This window comes from Actinomadura macra NBRC 14102, assembly GCF_001552215.1.
Taxonomy (GTDB): Bacteria; Actinomycetota; Actinomycetes; order Streptosporangiales; family Streptosporangiaceae; genus Spirillospora; species Spirillospora macra.
Genome location: NZ_BCQT01000027.1, coordinates 97,474 through 114,298 on the forward strand (window position 1 = coordinate 97,474; position 16,825 = coordinate 114,298).

At 73.7% G+C, this 16,825-nt stretch carries 16 protein-coding genes and 1 pseudogene; 8 read left to right on the forward strand and 9 right to left on the reverse strand.

Translation table 11 applies throughout. From position 1 onward, the window contains the following. Window positions 1-32: 32 nt before the first annotated feature. The 5 genes from AMA02S_RS36400 to AMA02S_RS36420 all read right to left on the reverse strand — a co-directional run bounded on the left by AMA02S_RS36400 (window position 33) and on the right by AMA02S_RS36420 (window position 4,820). Complete coding sequence (locus tag AMA02S_RS36400; protein ID WP_067468407.1) at window positions 33-641, reverse strand: YbhB/YbcL family Raf kinase inhibitor-like protein; 609 nt, start codon at window positions 639-641, stop codon at window positions 33-35. 101 nt (window positions 642-742) lie between these two features. Next, window positions 743-1,831 carry a helix-turn-helix transcriptional regulator gene (locus AMA02S_RS36405; RefSeq protein WP_067468410.1) on the reverse strand — a complete coding sequence of 363 codons (1,089 nt, stop codon included), beginning with the start codon at window positions 1,829-1,831 and terminating at the stop codon, window positions 743-745. An 86-nt stretch (window positions 1,832-1,917) separates the two neighbouring features. Beyond that, the gene (locus tag AMA02S_RS36410; protein WP_067468567.1) at window positions 1,918-3,153 is read right to left on the reverse strand and encodes an isochorismate synthase; all 1,236 of its coding nucleotides are present in this window, start codon (window positions 3,151-3,153) and stop codon (window positions 1,918-1,920) included. Between the two features lie 217 nt (window positions 3,154-3,370). Continuing rightward, window positions 3,371-3,967 carry a biotin transporter BioY gene (locus tag AMA02S_RS36415; RefSeq protein ID WP_067468412.1) on the reverse strand — a complete coding sequence of 199 codons (597 nt, stop codon included), beginning with the start codon at window positions 3,965-3,967 and terminating at the stop codon, window positions 3,371-3,373. A gap of 151 nt (window positions 3,968-4,118) precedes the next feature. Continuing rightward, a complete protein-coding gene (locus tag AMA02S_RS36420; protein WP_067468415.1) occupies window positions 4,119-4,820 on the reverse strand; it encodes a polyamine aminopropyltransferase in 702 nt (233 codons plus the stop codon). Between the two features lie 206 nt (window positions 4,821-5,026). Here AMA02S_RS36420 and AMA02S_RS45210 point away from each other — a divergent pair. From AMA02S_RS45210 to AMA02S_RS36440, 4 genes and pseudogenes are all read left to right on the forward strand, one after another. After that, window positions 5,027-5,599, forward strand: a pseudogene (locus AMA02S_RS45210) (S1C family serine protease); the annotation flags it as partial. A gap of 223 nt (window positions 5,600-5,822) precedes the next feature. Further along, complete coding sequence (locus AMA02S_RS36430) at window positions 5,823-6,203, forward strand: VOC family protein (RefSeq protein WP_067468421.1); 381 nt, start codon at window positions 5,823-5,825, stop codon at window positions 6,201-6,203. A 23-nt stretch (window positions 6,204-6,226) separates the two neighbouring features. Beyond that, a complete protein-coding gene (locus tag AMA02S_RS36435; protein WP_067468424.1) occupies window positions 6,227-6,547 on the forward strand; it encodes an ArsR/SmtB family transcription factor in 321 nt (106 codons plus the stop codon). After that, on the forward strand, window positions 6,544-7,044 hold the full coding sequence (locus AMA02S_RS36440) for an SRPBCC family protein (RefSeq protein ID WP_067468427.1): 501 nt from the start codon (window positions 6,544-6,546) through the stop codon (window positions 7,042-7,044). Before AMA02S_RS36435 ends, AMA02S_RS36440 begins: the two co-directional genes overlap by 4 nt. A gap of 13 nt (window positions 7,045-7,057) precedes the next feature. Here the strand turns inward: AMA02S_RS36440 and AMA02S_RS36445 are convergent, their stop codons facing one another. Then, window positions 7,058-7,816 (reverse strand): DeoR/GlpR family DNA-binding transcription regulator, encoded by a 759-nt coding sequence (locus tag AMA02S_RS36445; protein ID WP_067468430.1) that lies wholly within the window; start codon window positions 7,814-7,816, stop codon window positions 7,058-7,060. A 58-nt stretch (window positions 7,817-7,874) separates the two neighbouring features. Between AMA02S_RS36445 and AMA02S_RS36450 the strand changes: the two genes are divergently transcribed. Then, window positions 7,875-8,474, forward strand: coding sequence for an HAD family hydrolase (locus tag AMA02S_RS36450; RefSeq protein WP_067468433.1), 600 nt, complete (start codon window positions 7,875-7,877; stop codon window positions 8,472-8,474). A gap of 186 nt (window positions 8,475-8,660) precedes the next feature. Here the strand turns inward: AMA02S_RS36450 and AMA02S_RS36455 are convergent, their stop codons facing one another. After that, window positions 8,661-9,677 (reverse strand): Rv2578c family radical SAM protein, encoded by a 1,017-nt coding sequence (locus AMA02S_RS36455; RefSeq protein ID WP_067468436.1) that lies wholly within the window; start codon window positions 9,675-9,677, stop codon window positions 8,661-8,663. A 139-nt stretch (window positions 9,678-9,816) separates the two neighbouring features. Between AMA02S_RS36455 and AMA02S_RS36460 the strand changes: the two genes are divergently transcribed. The 3 genes from AMA02S_RS36460 to AMA02S_RS36470 all read left to right on the forward strand — a co-directional run bounded on the left by AMA02S_RS36460 (window position 9,817) and on the right by AMA02S_RS36470 (window position 12,769). Then, on the forward strand, window positions 9,817-11,439 hold the full coding sequence (locus tag AMA02S_RS36460; protein WP_067468439.1) for a glycoside hydrolase family 10-like protein: 1,623 nt from the start codon (window positions 9,817-9,819) through the stop codon (window positions 11,437-11,439). A gap of 57 nt (window positions 11,440-11,496) precedes the next feature. Then, on the forward strand, window positions 11,497-11,700 hold the full coding sequence (locus AMA02S_RS36465; protein WP_067468442.1) for a DUF3040 domain-containing protein: 204 nt from the start codon (window positions 11,497-11,499) through the stop codon (window positions 11,698-11,700). A gap of 559 nt (window positions 11,701-12,259) precedes the next feature. After that, window positions 12,260-12,769: an ATP-binding protein gene (locus tag AMA02S_RS36470; protein ID WP_067468445.1), complete on the forward strand. Its 510-nt coding sequence runs from the start codon at window positions 12,260-12,262 to the stop codon at window positions 12,767-12,769. Window positions 12,770-12,786: 17 nt separating this feature from the next. Here the strand turns inward: AMA02S_RS36470 and AMA02S_RS36475 are convergent, their stop codons facing one another. Next, entirely contained in the window at window positions 12,787-13,905 is a 1,119-nt protein-coding gene (locus AMA02S_RS36475) for a helix-turn-helix transcriptional regulator (protein ID WP_067468448.1), read from the reverse strand. Between the two features lie 142 nt (window positions 13,906-14,047). Continuing rightward, window positions 14,048-16,786 carry a hypothetical protein gene (locus AMA02S_RS36480; protein ID WP_067468451.1) on the reverse strand — a complete coding sequence of 913 codons (2,739 nt, stop codon included), beginning with the start codon at window positions 16,784-16,786 and terminating at the stop codon, window positions 14,048-14,050. Window positions 16,787-16,825: the final 39 nt, after the last annotated feature.

The following is a 16,825-nucleotide window of genomic DNA, read 5'->3' on the forward strand; positions in this document are numbered from 1 at the left end:
AGGTGTGGCAGGTTCAGGATGGGTGATCCGGGTCAGGATTCGCCGGTGAGCCTCGCGGAACCGATCGATGCGTCGGTGATGGTTTTGGCGGCGGTCTGGATGGAGGATTTGTCGTCCAGGTCGGCCAGGGTCGCCTTGTTGAGTGCGTGGATGACGAATTCGTAGGTGTTCACGGTGCTGGGGGAGCAGGGGCCCTGGTATCCGAACAGGCTTGCGCTGCCGCGGTAGTAGATCTGGCGGGAGCCCTTGGGGACCGGTGGTTGGTAGACGTGCTCGACATTCTGGGGGAGCGCGGTTGCGGTGACGGGAATGTCGTAGATGATCCAGTGGAGGAGGTTCCGGTTGTCGAGGTCGCGCATGATCAGGGCGTAGCTCTGTGCGGCGGCCGGGGCGCCGGTCCAGGCCAGTGGCGGGGATTCGTTCTTTTGGCGGGGGTCGTTGCCGCCGCTGGTGCACTCGTGGACTTTCGGGATCGTTCCGCCTTCGGTGAAGGCGGTGCTGGTCACGGTGAACGCGGCGTGCGTTCCGCCTGGTGTGGTGGATCGGGAGGACCCGGCGACCGAGGGTGCGGCGACGGCGCACGATAGGCCGGTGGCCGAGGCGGCGATCAGGGCGTACGACATGACTCGTCTGGTGATCATGAGTGCTCCTCAGGATGGTTCGGTCCTGGTGGCCCCCGCCCGTTTCGTGGAACTGCGGTCTTCATTTGGCTCCGTGGTCGGCAGTGTACGGATCACCCTTTTTATCCGCTAGCGTCCATATTGCTCGCCCCGGGTGCGGCGTCGTCGGGGCCGCGGGCCTGCTCGCGCGCGGGGGCGTAACGGGCAGCCAAGGCGCGGGCCGTCTCGCCCATCAGGGCGCGCAGCGCGGTGGGCGCGAGGACCTCCACATCGGCGCCCAGCTTCAGGAACTCCACGTGCGCGTGCCGCTGCGACTCCACCGGCAACCTCACCTGCACCCACCCGTCCGCGTCGGCCGGGCCCGCGTCGCGCAGGACCGCGTTCGCCATCACCGGCGGCAGCAGTGCCGCCGAGCGTCGCACTCCCTCCGGTGACAGCCGCACGGTGGCGCGCTCGGGGTAGGAGCCGGCCTCGAAGCGTTCGGTGTAGTCGTCCCAGTAGGCCGCCAGGTCGAATCCCGCCGGGCGCTCGAACCGCTCCGCCAGCGCCTCCACCGTCAAGATCCGCGACACCCGGTAGTTGCGCGGGTCACCCTGCCGCGCCCGGTCCGGTGGGGTCTCGGGTGCCTGTTCCGGGGGGACCTCCGCCCGGGCGATCAGGTACCACGATCCCGCCTTCAACACCACGCCCAACGGGTCCAGCACCCGTGTGACCCGCTGCGGGCGCTGCCATCGGCGGTACAGCACCCGGATCCGCCGCTGCTCCCACACCGCGTCGGCGACCGCGTGCAGGTGCGGGACGTCCTCGGGTGCCCGGAACCAGCCCGGCGCGTCCAGGTGGAACCGTTCCCGGATCCGCTCCGCCCTCGACCGCACGTCCGGGGGGAGCGCCGCCATCAGTTTCAGCTCCGCCGCCGCCAGTACGTTGCCCAGCCCCAGCTGCGACGCCGGGCCCGGCATTTCCGACAGGAACAGCGACTCCGCCTCGCCGGCCGTCAGTCCCGTCAGTTTCGTCCGGAACCCCTGCAGCAGTCGGTATCCGCCGTCGGGTCCCCGGTCGGCGTACACCGGGACGCCCGCCGCGCCCAGCGACTCCACGTCCCGGTACACCGTGCGGACCGACACCTCCAGCTCCTCGGCCAGTTCGCGGGCCGTCATCCGGCCGCGCGCCTGGAGCAACAGCAGCAGGGACAGCAGTCGGCTCGCACGCACCCCACCAGTGTGACCCCCCGACCGAGCACCCGGTCCCGGGCCCACCCGTTCCAGGGCCGCCTGGCCGGGGGGCTTCGCCCGGCGGGTCAGCCCTGGAGGGCGTAGCGCATCACACCGAACTTGGTCTGCGCCTCCGCCAGCTCCGCCGCCGGGTCGGAGTCGGCGACGATGCCGCACCCGGCGAACAGCCGTGCCCGCGTCCCGTCGATCTCCGCGCAGCGCAGTGCGATGCCCCACTCGCCGTCGCCGCGTGCGTCCACCCACCCGACCGGTCCCGCGTAGCGGCCCCGGTCCATGCCTTCCAGCTCGCGGATCAGGTCCGCCGCCACCGGTGTCGGTGTCCCGCACACCGCGGGTGTCGGGTGCAGCGCCGCCACCACGTCCAGGACCGACCGGTCGTCGGCCAGGCGCCCCCGCACCGGGGAGGCCAGGTGGATCAGGTTGGGCAGCGTCAGCAGCTCCGGCTCGTCGGGGACGTGCAGGTCTGCGCACAGCGGCGCCAGCGCGTCCCGTACCATCTCCGCCGCGTACTGGTGTTCCTCGCGGTCCTTGGCGGAGGCGAACAGCCGCGCCGCCCGTGCCGTGTCGTCGGCGGGCCCGGTACCGCGCGCGATCGTTCCCGCCAGGACCAGCGAGTCCACGTCCCCGCCCGTCCGGCGGATCAGCAGTTCGGGTGTCGCGCCGACCATGCCCGCGCACGAGAACGTGTAGCAGCCGGGGAAGCGCGCCGCGAGCCGCCGCAGCAGCACCCGCGCGTCGATCGGCTCGGCCGCGCGGACGTTGACATCGCGGGCCAGCACCACCTTGCCGAGCCGGCCGCCGCGGATCCGTTCCACCGCCGCGGCCACCGCGCCCTCCCACGCCGGTGCCGACAGCGCGCCGTCGCTCCAGGCCAGCGAGGACGGTTCCACCGGTTGCCGCACCAGCGCCAGCGGATCGGGCTCCTCGCCGATCGTGGTCAGCCACGCCCGCCCCCCGCGCCGCCCCAGCACCTGCCGCGGGACGATCAGGACCGAGTCCGGCGACTTCGGGTCGAAGGAGAACCCACCGAAGGCCACCGGCCCCGATCCGGGCACGCCCACCCGGTCGTCGACGTCGGCGGCGCCGAACAGCTCGCCCAGCAGCCGCCGGGCCGCCGCGAACCGGTCCTCACCGCCGGGCAGTGCCACCCGCGCGGCCTCGCCCCAGCCGACGATGCCCTCCCCGCCCCGGACCCATGCCAGTGCCGTGGGGTGCGGAAGGCGCGAGATCAGGTCGCCCGGGTCGGGGATCGGGACGGTGCGGACGGACAGGCGGTCCGGTGCTGTCACGGCGAGCTTCACGAAAGCCACTGTACGGGAGAATTGAACCTGTTCAAACAGGCGGGGCCGCCGTGCGCGATGAGGCGTACGCCACAATCCGCCGCCCGAACGCCCGCCGAGATGCCCGCCGTCGTGCCGTGGCCGGGGTGGATGTCACCCGTATGCCCCACGGTCGCGACCTCATGCCCGTCGACCGGTGTGCGGGGACCGCGGGCATGCGGTGCAGCGACGGACGCGATCAGCGGGTGCGGTCGCGTCGGGTGCCGGTCAGCCGCCAGGCCGCCGGCAGCAACCCGGCGGCCAGCAGCACCTTCAGCGCGTCCCCCACCAGGAACGGCGTCACCCCCAACTCCAGTGCCCGTTCCACCCCGAGGTGCAGCGAAGCCATCAGATACGGCACTCCCGTCACGTACATGATCGCCGTCCCGGTCAGCATCGTGGCGACCGTGCGGGTCGGGGTGCGGTCGCCGCCACGCTCGGCCAGCCACCCCACCACGGCCGCCGCCACGACGAACCCGATCACGTAGCCGAGCGTCGGAGCGCCCGTCCCGGAGGCGCCGTCCACGAACCACGGCACGCCCGCCATCCCGGCCAGCAGGTACACCACCATGCCAAGGCCCGCCCGGCTCCAGCCGAGCGCCGCTCCCGCCAGCAGCACCGCGAACGTCTGCCCCGATATCGGGACCGGCGTGCCGGGCAGCGGGACCGCGACCTGCGCGGCGACGCCGACGAAGGCGGCCGCGCCCGCGACGAGCGCGGCGTCGCGGGCCAGGGAACCGGGCAGCAGGTCGCCCAGGACGGCGGGACGCCGCGGGGCGGCGTGGACAGAAGCCACTGATCCTCCCAAAAGGTGTTGTCAGCCCGAAACCTAGCGAACCACCCATCCGAATCCGACGCCGCGGGCAACAGAACCCGCCTACTCCGCTTTGTAGGGTCCTGCCTTGCCCGCGCAGCACGCCGTCCCGGACGGTGCGCGTCGGGCTGGCTCAGGCCGGGGTGAGGCCTGCGGCGGGCAGCGCCTCGCGCGCCAGGTACACGATGTCGGGCTCGCCGCGCGGCACGGGCACCCGGCGGGCCTCCACCCGCGCGAAACGCTCCCGCAGCAGTGCCTCGAAACGCGGGGCGGTGTTCGCGCTCCACACCGCCAGCACTCCCCGGTGCGTCAGCCGCGCCGCCAGCAACTCCAACCCCTCCGGCCCGTACAACCGGGCGTTGTCGGGTGTGACCGTCCAGTCCGGCCCGTTGTCGATGTCCAGGCACAGCGCGTCGAACGGACCCGTGGCCGGGTCGGCGACGACGTCCAGCAGGTCGGCGTGTTCGAGCGTGACGCGCGGGTCGTCCAGCGCGCCCCGCGACCACGGGCACAGCAACGTCCGGTGCCAGCCGATCACGGCGCGCTCGCGTTCCACGACCGTCACCTGGGCCACCTGCGGCAGCAGCAGCGCCTCCGCCAGTGAGAACCCCACCCCCAAGCCGCCGATCAGCAGCCGTACCGGAGCTCGCAGCCCCGCCACCGCCGCGCGTACCAGCAGCCGCTCGGACTCGCCGTTGCGGGTGTCCATCAGGAACACCCCGTTGCCGATGATCTCCAGGTGCTCGCCCGCGCGTCGCAGCACCAGCTCTCCGCCGGTCCCGGCGACCCGCTCCACCACCACCGGCTCCCCGTCCATCCCCGGTATGCCACCCATGCCCCGACCCTACGACCCGGACGGGGCTGCGCGCGGCCCGAATGATCAAGGACTGTGCGGTGTCGTGGTCGCGTCCACCCCTGGCACGTCCCGCCGATGGCCACCTGCGTGTCAGCCCGCCTCCGGCCGCATCGCCGTTTACGGCCAGGGAACATCTCGCCCCCACCCGGGGTTGCTGTGTAACCATGTAATCATCGGGAGGTGTGATGATCCCCCATGACCCCAGAACCCCCGAGCCCGGCGACCAGGACCCCGGCGCCCACGAGCCCGCACCGGGGGGCACCGAACCGCCGCTGGACGCCTACTCCGCCGCGGTGTCCGCCGTCGCCCGCGAGTTGACGCCCCGGGTGGCCGCGCTGCGCGTGCGGCACCGGCGCGGCGAGGGCGCCGGATCCGCGGTGGCCTTCACCGGTGACGGGTTCCTGCTCACCAACGCCCACGTGGTCGGCGGCGCGAGCGCCGGGCAGGCCGCCTTCGCCGACGGCACCACCACCGCGTTCACCGTCGTCGGCACCGACCCTCTGTCCGACCTGGCCGTCGTCCTTGCCGACGGCGACACCCCCCGTCCCGTCACCCTCGGCGACAGCGACCGCCTTGTCGTCGGGCAGCTCGTCGTCGCCGTCGGCAATCCCCTCGGCCTCGCCGGATCGGTCACCGCCGGTGTCGTGTCCGCCCTCGGCCGGTCCCTGCCCACCCGCAGCGGCGGTGCCGTCCGCGTCATCGAGGACGTCATCCAGACCGACGCCGCCCTCAACCCCGGCAACTCCGGCGGCGCCCTCGCCGACGCCCGCGGCCGCGTCGTCGGCGTCAACACCGCCGTCGCCGGCATCGGCCTCGGCCTGGCGGTCCCCATCAACGCCACCACCCGCCGCATCATCGGCGCCCTCATCCGTGACGGCCGCGTCCGCCGCGCCTACCTCGGGCTCGTCGCCGCGCCCCTCCCCGTCCCGGCCGCCCTGCGCGCCCGCATATGTAGGGAAAATCCTACATATAGTGGGGCGCATGACCATCACCCGCATGAGCCGTCTCTCCCTTCCCGTCTCCGACCAGGACCGCGCCAAGGACTTCTATGTCGGCGTCCTCGGCTTCGAGGTGCTCGGCGACAGCCCCGTCCCGTTCGCCGAGGGCGCCCGCTGGCTGGAGGTCGGGCCCGCCGGCGGCGGCACCAGCGCCGTCCTGGTCACCTGGCTGGAGATGGAACCCGGCGGCGTCACCGGCCTGATGCTGGAGACCACCGACCTCGACGCCGACCTGGCGCGGCTGCGCGGCGCCGGCGTCGAGGTCCAGGGCCCCGCCGACACCCCCTGGGGCCGGCAGGCGTCCTTCACCGACCCCGACGGCAACGGCATCGTCCTGGCCGATCAAGCAGGGGGGACCGTCTGAGCCGGGCACCGGAGACCGGCCGCGTGACCGCCACCGCCGACGACCTGTTCGCCGCGCTGGCCAGCCCCGTCCGCCGCGAACTGCTGCGCCTGCTCCTGGACGGGCCCAGCACCGCGGGCGCGCTCGCCGCCCACTTCGCCATGGCCCGCCCCAGCGTCTCCGAGCACCTGCGGGTACTGCGCGACGCCGGGCTCGTCGGCGAGACGCGACGCGGACGCGAACGCCACTACCACCTGGAGGCCCAGCCGCTCATGGACCTGGCCGACTGGCTGCACCCCTACGAGCGGTTCTGGCGACACAAGACCGCCGCCCTGCGCCGCGTCCTGGACGAGGAGGACACATGACCCGCGAACCCGCCGACACCCCGCCCGGCGCCGCCGGACCAGATGGTGCCCGCGACCTGCGCACCATCCGGGTCGAGGAGTTCCTGCCCCACCCACCGAGCCGCGTCTGGCGGGCCCTGACCGACCCCGAACTACTCGCCCGCTGGTTCATGCCGTGCGACTTCCGCCTGGAGATCGGCCACACCTTCACCCTCACCACCACACCCCGGCCCAACGTCGCGTTCGGCGGCGTCTGCCACTGCCGCGTCCTGGACTTCGACGCCGAACGGATGCTGCGCTACAGCTGGGTCGACCCGGGCGAGGACAACGGGCTGGACTCCACCGTCACCTGGCGGCTGGAACCCGAGGGCACCGGCACCCGCCTGTTCCTCGAACACGACGGGTTCGACCCCGACAACCCCTACCAGGCCATGGCCCGCCGCATCATGGGAGACCGCAACGGCTGGAGCGGCGTCGTCGGCCGCCTCGCCACCTCCCTCATCACCACCGCCGCCTGACCGGCCACGGACCTCACACCCGGTGGACGACCACGCCCGCCGCCTCGATCTCGGCGACCGCGGCGGCGGGCGCCGCGGTGTCGGTGACCAGCACGTCCAAAGCGGTGACCGGGCACACATGACCCAGGCCCGTCCGGCCCAGCTTGGCGCCGTCGCACACCGCCACCACCCGCTGCGCCGCGGCGAGAGCGGCCTGCTTGACCGGCACCTCCGCCAGATCGTGCGCGGTCAGCCCATGCCGCGCCGACAGCCCGCACACACCGAGCACCGCCGTGTCCACCCGCAACGCCCGCAACGACACCTCCGCCAGGTGCCCGGTGAACGACAACGTCCCCGGCGACGTCCGGCCACCCGGCACCAGCAGCGTCACCTCCGGCGCGGCGCTGAGCGCGTTCGCCGAGTGCAGGTCCAACGGCACCACCGTCAGCCGGCGGGACGCCAGCACCCGCGCCGCCTCCAGCGTCGTGGTCCCGCCGTCCAGCACCACCGACTCCCCGTCGGCCACCAGCGCGCCCACCCGCGCCGCGATCCGCCGCTTGACCTCGGCCGCCTCCCGCAGCCGCAACGCGAACGGCGTCGCCTCGCCGCGCAGCAGCAGGCTCACCGCACCGCCCCGCACCCGCCGCAGCACCCCGTCCTCGGCGAGCCGGTCCATGTCCCGCCGGATCGTCATCTCCGAGCAGCCCGTCTCGGCCGCGAGGTCGGCCACCGTCACCCGCTCCGCCGACCGCAACCGCTCGACGATCGCCAGCACCCGCTCCGCACCTTCCATATGTTCAATCTAACGTGATTCATGTTAGAAAGGCGAGGGAGCGAACATCGGAGGTCACATGAAGTGGGTCGTCATCGACTACGGCGAGGTCGTGTGCCGCCGGCCGCCCGAGGACGCCGCCGCACGGCTGCCCGCGGCGCTCGGCGCCGAGCCCGGCCCGTTCTGGGACGCCTACTGGAGCGGACGCCGCGCCTACGACCTCGGCGCCGTCGACGCCGCCGGATACTGGGGCGAGCTGTGCGGGCGCCTCGGCCGCGTCGCCGGCACCGCACTGCTGGACACCCTCGTCGGCCTCGACCTGGACATGTGGTCGCACCTGGACCCGGGCACCCTAGCCGTCCTGCAGGACCTGACCGCCCGGCGCGTCCCGCTCGCGCTGCTGTCCAACGCGCCCCTGGAACTGGCCCGCGACATCGAGCGCCGCCCCTGGTCCGCGCTGTTCCAGCACCGGTTCTTCAGCGCCGACCTCAGCCTGGCCAAGCCCGACCCCCGCATCTACCGGCACGTCAGCGACGCCCTCAACGCCGCGCCCGGCGACCTGGTCTTCGTCGACGACCGCCAGGAGAACATCGACGGAGCACGCGAGGCCGGGCTGCGCGCACACCTGTTCACCGGCGCCGACCGCCTGCGCCGCGACCTGCGGCTCCCCGCCGCCTGACCCCTCCCGTACCGTCCGCGCGCCGAGCGGGCGGCGCCGGACGCTCTCTGGAACCCGTGCGCGCACCTCAGCGGCCTCACCCCCGCGGCCCCATCCGAGGGACCGCCGGGCCAGTCGCGCGACCCGCGCCCGGACGAGATCGGGTGAGATCGGGTGAGCCCATGGCGGGCGCTCAGAGTAGAGCCCTCACAGCAGGCTCAACTGATGGGGGCCGGGCGGGGGAGGGGGCGCCGGCGGGACGTCGCGGTGCGGCGGGTCGGCGATGCCGTACTTGGCGGCCAGGTCGCGGACCTGCGCGACGATCCCGTCCTGATACTCCTTCGGCGCGTAGGCGCCGCCGCCGTACAGGCGCGCATAGGGAACCACCAGGTCCGGGCGGTGGCGGCGCAGCCACGCCAGGAACCATTCCCGCGCGCCGGGCCGCAGGTGCAGCGGGATCGGCGTCACCGACGTCGCGCCCGCCGCGGCGATCCGGCGCACCGCCTCCTCCAACTGGGCGGGGGAGTCGGCCAGGTAGGGCAGGACGGGCGCCATCAGCACACCACAGCGCACGCCCGCCCCGTTGAGCGCCGCACACACCTCCAGCCGCCGGTGCGGGGACGGTGTGCCCGGCTCCACCAGCCGCCACAGCGAGGCGTCCGCGAACCCCACCGACACCGCCGTGCTCACCCGCGTGCGCTCGTTCGCCTCCCGCAGCAACGGCAGGTCCCGCAGGATCAGCGACCCCTTCGTCAGGATCGAGAACGGGTTGGCGGCGTCCCGCAGCGCCGCCAGAATGCCGGGCATCAGCCGGTAGCGGCCCTCGGCCCGCTGGTAGCAGTCGACATTGGTGCCCATCGCGATGGGCGCCCCCCGCCACCGGGGCGCCGACAGCTCCGCCCGCACCCGCTCGGCGGCGTTCACCTTCACCACGATCCGCGAGTCGAAGTCCGCCCCCGCGTCCAGGTCGAGGTACTCGTGGGTCTTGCGGGCGAAGCAGTACACGCACGCATGCGAGCACCCCCGGTAGGGGTTGACCGTCCACTCGAACGGAACACGGGACGCGGCCGGCACCCGGTTGATGATCGTCTTGGCGTGCACCTCGTAGAAGGTCATGCCGCGGAACTCGGGCGTGTCGAATGTGCGCGCCACCGCCCGCCGTTCGATCAGCGGCAGGTCCGGCGCGGCCGCGTCCTCGGCCAGCCGCAGGTGATCCCAGCGCACACCGCCTCCTTCGAACACGTGAACGACCCGACCAGGACGAACAGTATGGAACACATGTTCGAGCAAGGCAACGGGAGGGCGCGCGAGGATCGTTCGTTCCGTGCGTACCATCGCAACAAGTGCGTAACAATGGCTCGCTATGGCATGGCGAGCGGGGACGCGAATCCGGATGGTGACGGCGGCGATGACGGCCGCGCTTGCGGCGGGCGCGCTGGCCGGCTGCGGTGTGCCCGCGCTCGGCGGCACCGATGACGGCGACGGCGATGGCGGCGGGCGCGCTCCCGTCCCCGTCAGCGCCAAGGCCGAGTGCCCGGACATCCCCGCGCCCCGCGACTCCAAAGCCCGGCAACTGCGCGGCATGTGGATCGCCACCGTCGCCGGGATCGACTGGCCCAAGGACACCGGCAGGCCGACCGAACGGCAGAAGGCCGACTTCGTCGCGCTGCTCGACACCGCCAAGGCGATGAACATGAACGCGGTGTTCGTGCAGATCCGCCCCAACTCCGATGCGTTCTACCCCTCCCCGTATGAGCCGTGGTCGCAGTGGATCACCGGCACACAGGGCAAGGACCCCGGCTACGACGTCCTGGCGTTCATGCTGAAGGAGGCACACGAACGCAACCTGGAGTTCCACGCCTGGTTCAACCCCTACCGGGTGAGCCGCCAGGACGACCTGGAGAAACTCGCCCCCAACAGTCCCGCCCGTCAGCACCCCGACTGGGTCCGCAAGTACGGGACCGGCCTGTGGTACGACCCGGGCCTGCCGCAGGTACGGGACCTGACCACCCGGGCCGTGCTGGACGTCGTCGGCAAGTACGACATCGACGCCGTCCACTTCGACGACTACTTCTACCCCTACCCCGAGACCGGCGACTTCCCCGACGCCGCCACCTACAAGACCCACGGCGGCGGGCTGAGCAAGGCCGACTGGCGGCGCCGCAACGTCAACACCCTCGTGGAGTCGCTGTCGGACCAGATCCACAAGACCAAGCCCTGGGTGCGGTTCGGCATCAGCCCGTTCGGGGTGTGGCGCAACAAGAGCACCGACCCCGCCGGGTCGCCCACGCGCGCGCTGCAAAGCTACGACGACATCTACGCCGACACCCGCAAGTGGATCCGCGAGGGCTGGCTCGACTACGTCACCCCGCAGTTGTACTGGCCGCTCGGCGACGAGCGCGCCGACTACGCCGCGCTCGTCGACTGGTGGGCCCAGCAGGTCGACGACACCGACGTGCAGTTGACCATCGGGCAGGCCGCCTACCGCGTCGGTCAGGACGCCACCTGGAAGAAGCCCGCCGAACTCTCGCGCCACCTCACCCTGAACGCCCGGTACCCGAAGGTGCGCGGCGACGTGTTCTTCAGCGCCTCCGACATCGTCTCCGACCGGCGCGGCTTCGCCGACCGCCTCCGCCGCGACCACTACGGCACCCCCGCGATACCGCCGCCCGCCCGCGACGGCGCCGGCACGACACCGCCGCCCGTCCAGGACGTCGACGCCCGCGCCGACGGCAAGGGCGTGCGGGTGCAATGGCGACCCTCGCAGGGCGCGGCGTCCTACGCGGTCTACCGGGTGGACGGCGAACGACCCGGCTGCGCTCCCGTCGACCCTTCCCGGCTCGTGGCCGACGTGCGCGGCGGCGGCATCATCGACCCGTCCGCCAAGCCCGGCCGGTCCTACACCTACTACGTCACCGCGCTGGACCGCCTCCACCACGAGAGCAGGCCCGCGCGTGGCGCAACGGTTACCGCGCCCGGGGGATAATGATCTTGCTCCGTGGGCAGGAACCAGACATCTGGAACGCCCCCCGGAGGTATGAGTATGGCGCTGTCGATGGAGGAGCAGCGGATCCTCACGCAGATCGAGGTCCGCCTGAGCGAGGACGATCCGCGGCTGGCCCATCGCCTCTCCCGGCTCGGCGAGGCGCGCACCGGACGCCGCGTCCGAGTGATCGTCGTCGTGGTGGTCGCAGCGATCGTGGTCCTCGCCGCGGTCGGCGGCGCGGTCGCCGCCGCGATGTCCTGATAGGCGCCGCCGCACGCACGCCCACCCCTGGCCCGCCCAGCGAACGCCGAGGCCCCGGCGAGATCAGATCTCGCCGGGGCCTCGGCGCTAAGGCCGGTGTGGTGGTCGCCTCACGGCGAAAGGCACAACGGAGTTCCAGCCCGGACCGTACGGACCGGCGGTATTCCCCGAAGGCGTTGTGTAGAGCCCGGGGGACACATGCCACACCGACGCCCACCAGCTTAACGGCAACCGTGCCGTGCTCTCTCCATCGGTCCCCGTGTGTCACGATCACCTCACCCGAAAGTGAGGCCCACCTTGACCCGTGCACCGGCCCGGTGGGCGGTGCGTCCTCTTATCTAGACCGACGCGGGAAAAGGAGGGACCTGTCCCGGATCGACCACGGACGGTGCACGGAGGCGCCACCGTGGCCGGGTGCGAGCACCCTGTCCGCCGCCGACACGGGGAACTGCCGGCGCGGCCAGATCTGTGGCCAGGGCCCCATGCCGCGACGCCTGCGGGGAAGAAGCCTGTTAGGGCCGCTGACCTGCGGAAACCACCAGAGGTGAGGAGACGGGGCATGGGCACCAAGGAACTGGGCGTCGACGGGTCCACCGAGGGATCCATCGACGACATCGACGAGATCGACAGAGGCGGTCACCACCGCGCGGCGTGGGAGCTTGCGGCCGAGACCCGCGCGGCCTCCCGAGCGCGCGCTCTCACCGGACGGACGCTGCGCGCGTGGCGTGTGAGCGACCCCGCCGACATCGACGACATCGTCCTGATGGTCGATGAACTGGTCACCAACGCGGTCGTGCACGGCACCGGTCCCGTCCGGCTCACCCTGCGCCTGGACGGACGGCGGATCGCCGGAGAGGTCAGCGACGGCAACCCGATGGCGCCCCCCGCCCCCGGCCCCCCGCCGCACATCCTGGACTGGGCCGAGGCCGGACGCGGCCTGCTGCTGGTCGCGGCCCTCGCCACCGAGTTCGGTGCCCGTCCCGACGGCGCCGGCAAGACCGTCTGGTTCACCCGCCTCCTCGACCCCCTCGACAGCCGTCCCCTCACCGTCGACACCCCCGGCCGCTGACGCTCCCGTCCCGCAGGTCAGGCCTGGAGCGGGCAAAGGTCGACAAGCCACACACCCCCGTCGTCCTCGGCCGGCGGCCGCGGCGGCTCGTCGGTCAGCCGGTCCAGGTGCCATTCGATGTGCGCGAGCGGCCCGCGCCACCCCGCCAGCAGATCGGCCAACGGACGCGGCGCGCCCGGCGGCCCGAACGGGCGCGGGTCGGGCAGCTCACCCTCCCACAACGCGTCATCGCAGTCGGCGACCCAGTGCGCCGCCGCCTCCAGCACCTCCTGCAGGTCGCGGGCGAGGTCGCCGAGCGAGCGCAGCGCCATCGCGTCCTGGATCATCCGCTCCCGCCGCGCGTAGGGCAGATCCCGGTCGAACTCCGGTGGGAACGGCGGCCGGCGTCCCTCCAGCACCGGGTCCTCGTCGGTCGCCACGGCCCGGACCGCCGCCAGCTGCCACCGCGTCCACTCCGCCACATGCCCGAGAACACCGCGCAGCGCCGCCGCGCCCTCCTGCCCCCCGCGCACCTCCGCGGTCGCCTCGCGCAGCCGGGACCGGACGGACTCCAGCCGGTCCAACGTCCACGCCCGCGCACGCGCGGCACCCGCCGGGCCCCGCCGCGACCCCGGCTCGGCCGGTGGACGCGGCATCGGCACCCGCAGCGCCGCCAGCAGATCGTCCAGATCGCGGACCTCCGCGCCCCGCCCCGACAGGAACGCCGCCCCCACCCGGTCCAGGCGGAACATGCGCGGCCCGTCGCGCATCCGGCACCAGCCCACCAGGTACTCCCCATAAGGGGCCACGACCAGGCCGTGCGCCTCGACGTCACGGAAACTGCGCACACCCCCCTGGTCGGTGTAGACCAGCCGGACGATCCGCCGGGTGCGCACCGCCTCGACCAGCGTGTCGTGTACCGGCCCCATCAGCGACCCGACCTCGGTGAGCGCGGGCGCCGGCGGCACGTCCGGCAGCGCGTACCCGCCCGCACCCGCCTGGACCGGCAGCCCACCGTGGGTGAGGAGCTCCAGATCGCGCCGCACGGTCCGCTCGCTCACCCCGAGACGCTCACCCAGCGTCGACGACTCCACCGCCACGGGCGAGGCCGCACGAAGCTCGGCGACGAGCGCCAGCAACCGGTCCACGCGATCCACACCACCATCGTGACCCGCGGCGCCGACATTATGTGGTGGCGCGAAGGTCTCAACCTCCTGCACGCACAGCGATCCAGCCGCCCCCGCCCCCACAGACCCGTGCCAACAGATCCGTGCCCCAACGAACGCCGGGGTGGGACGCCTACCGGCCCGACAGCTCGATCGCGAGGCCCTCGAAGTCGGCCGCGGTGAGGGACAGGGCGCTGCCGATCGCCTGCGTCGCCTCCGCGCTGCCCAGATGCCGGGTCGCAGCCCGGTCCAGGTAGGACTCGATGAGCCGGGCGCCGGTGAGCCGCCCGCGTCCGCGCAACGCCCCCACCTCGCGGTTCACCACCGCCCACGCCTGCGACCCCAGCCGCAGCGACCGCTCCTCTGCCAAGATCCCCACCAGCGCCGCGCGTGCGGCGGGGTCGGCAAGGTCGGGCAGCCGCACCGCCCGCAGGTCGGTGACCAGCTCAGGAGACGCCGCCGACAGCTCGCCCACACGGTCCGGCTCGCACGTCGCCAGCAGCGCCGTGTCGTTGACGCCCTCCAGCCGCGTCCGGTACAGCACGGACGCGTACGCCGGACCCTGCGTCTCGTCCAGGATCAGCCCGTCCAGCCCGTCCAGCAGCAGAACGTGCCCCGCGTGCTCCTCCAGCGCGGCACGCAGCCCCTCCGGGCCGTCCTCGCGCAGATCCTCGGCGTGGACGCCGTGGACCTCGCCGCTGGAGGCCTCCACCTCCGCCAGCGCGCGGGCGACCATCCGCGCCAGCCGGCGCTGCCCGCTGGAGGGCGCCCCGATCAGCAGCAGCGCCGGCGCCGACGCGCTGGACACCTCCTGCCCGCGCAGCCGCCTGGCCCACTTGCCGCGCCGCCGCACCTCGGTCACCACCCGGCCGATGTCGTCGGCGCCGCACAGGAACCGGATCCCGTACGACTCGGCGATCTGCGCACTCGGCTCCGGGACGGGCGGAGGCGGCGCCGGGGGCACCGGATCGGGCACCGGCGCGGGCGGCGGCGGCAGGTCGGCGTGCGGGGCGGGCGGCGCCGCGGCCTCGGCGCTCGGCCACGCCGGGGCCGGGCCCCGGTCGAGCTGGGTCTTGAACGCGTCGGTGTCCAGCTGCGTCGCCGCCTCCACCGGCCACACCGGGTCGGCCGCCGGGTGCTCGTCCACGACGGCGGCCGGGGGCACCGGCGGGGGAGGGGGCGGGCCGGGGGACGGTGGCGGGGTGTCGCTGGCGAACGGGTCCGCCACCGCGGGCGACTCCTGCCGCTCCCTTACCGGGAACGGGTCCTCCGGCGGTGATGGCGTCGGGAGGGGCGGTGGGACGGGGGACGGGACGGGCGGCTGGGCCGCCGGCTGGACGGGCGGGGGCGCCGGAGGGGCCACCGGCGCGACCGCGGGCGGCGGGCCCGGCGCCTGCTGCTGCGGGTCGGGCACCGGCGCCACCGGCTGGTCGCCGGTGGCGCGCTCGGCCGCCATGTGCGCCCGGGCGGCCTTGATGATGTCCCAGGCCGACAGCTCGTCGGTGGACGGCGGGGAGTGCATCGCCGGCGAGGTCAACTCCGCCGCGACCGCCTGCGGGACCGCGAACCCGGTCGCCGGTGGCGGGACCTGCGCCAACCGGCACCAGGTCAACCCGAGCGTGTAGGTGGTGGCCAGCAGCGCGGCGAGGGCGTCGGGGTCGTCGGTGCGCAGCGCCTCGGGCAGCCGCCCGTCGCGCGGCCACAGCGAGCGCAGCGGGTTCGCCGGGTCCGACAGGACGGTCTGCAGCGTCCGGGCGCTGTCAGGATCCAGCCAGCGCTGCAGCGCGGCCAGCGCGTTCGGTGCGGCCTGCAGGTCGGCGGCCAGGACCGCGATCCCGGCGCGGCGCACCTCGTCGTGGCCGCGGCCCGCGGCGGCGGGCCGGCGCGGGCCGGTCAGCCCCGCGACGATCTGCTGCAGGTCGTACAGGGCCAGCCGCAGGTACTCCCCGGGCGCGGTGTCGCGCACCATCGGCGTCGCGTGCTCGGCCGGGCAGCGGCGCCGCCACTCCTGCAGGATCGCCTCGGGCCCGTACCGGACGGTGGCCAGGTCCTGGTTGACCAGCCGCAGCGACGCCGCCGTCACCGCGGCGAGCGCGTCGGCGCCCGGCCGAAACCGCGGGTCGGCCTGCAGGCCCGCCGCCACCTCGTACATCACCCGTGCGATGTGCGCGGCGCCGCCGCCGTCGCCCGCGCCGAGCCGGTGGATGTAGTAGCCGGCGAGCGTGCCGAAGTCGGGCGGCATCATCCAGTGCAGTTGCTCGGCCGACGTCGTCAGGAACGGGATGAACGACTCGATTAGCGGATGCTCGGTCAGCACCACCGGCGAGCCCGCGCACCACAGCAGAGCGCCCCAGGCGGCGGCGACGGTGCTGGGCGTGCCCGGCTGGAACATCGGGTCGCGCTGGGCGAACTGCGCCGGGTTCACCGCGAGCGCGGTGGTGAGCGCCTGGGAGATCCGCGCGACCACGGCGGTGTCGGGGACGGGCCCGAGGAACCCCAGCGGCGCGACCCGGCCGGCCGACAGGTCGGGGCCGGTGGGGAACAGCTGCGGCGGTACCGGCGGGGTCCCCGCCCCGCGCGGCGCGGGGACCGCGACCCGCCGGTCCTCGAACTCCGCCGGCGGGGGGCAGGGATGCCAGCTGCCGTCCAGGCCGCACCGGTACCAGCGGCCCCAGGCGCCGTAGAGCCACCACTCCCCGGCGCCCCACAGCATCCGCGCGGCGATCTGTCCGGCGCGCTCCTGCGGCTGCGCCGTCTGCCACCACGGCGAGGTCACCAGCTCGCGCACGTTGCCCTCGACCGCCGCGAACAGGTCCCCGCTCGGCCCGCCTCCGGTTCCACCGGGTCCCGCCCCGGCCGCCTGCCAGCTCACCCGGCGAATAGTAGTCCTCCCGGACGGTAAGCCCGGAAT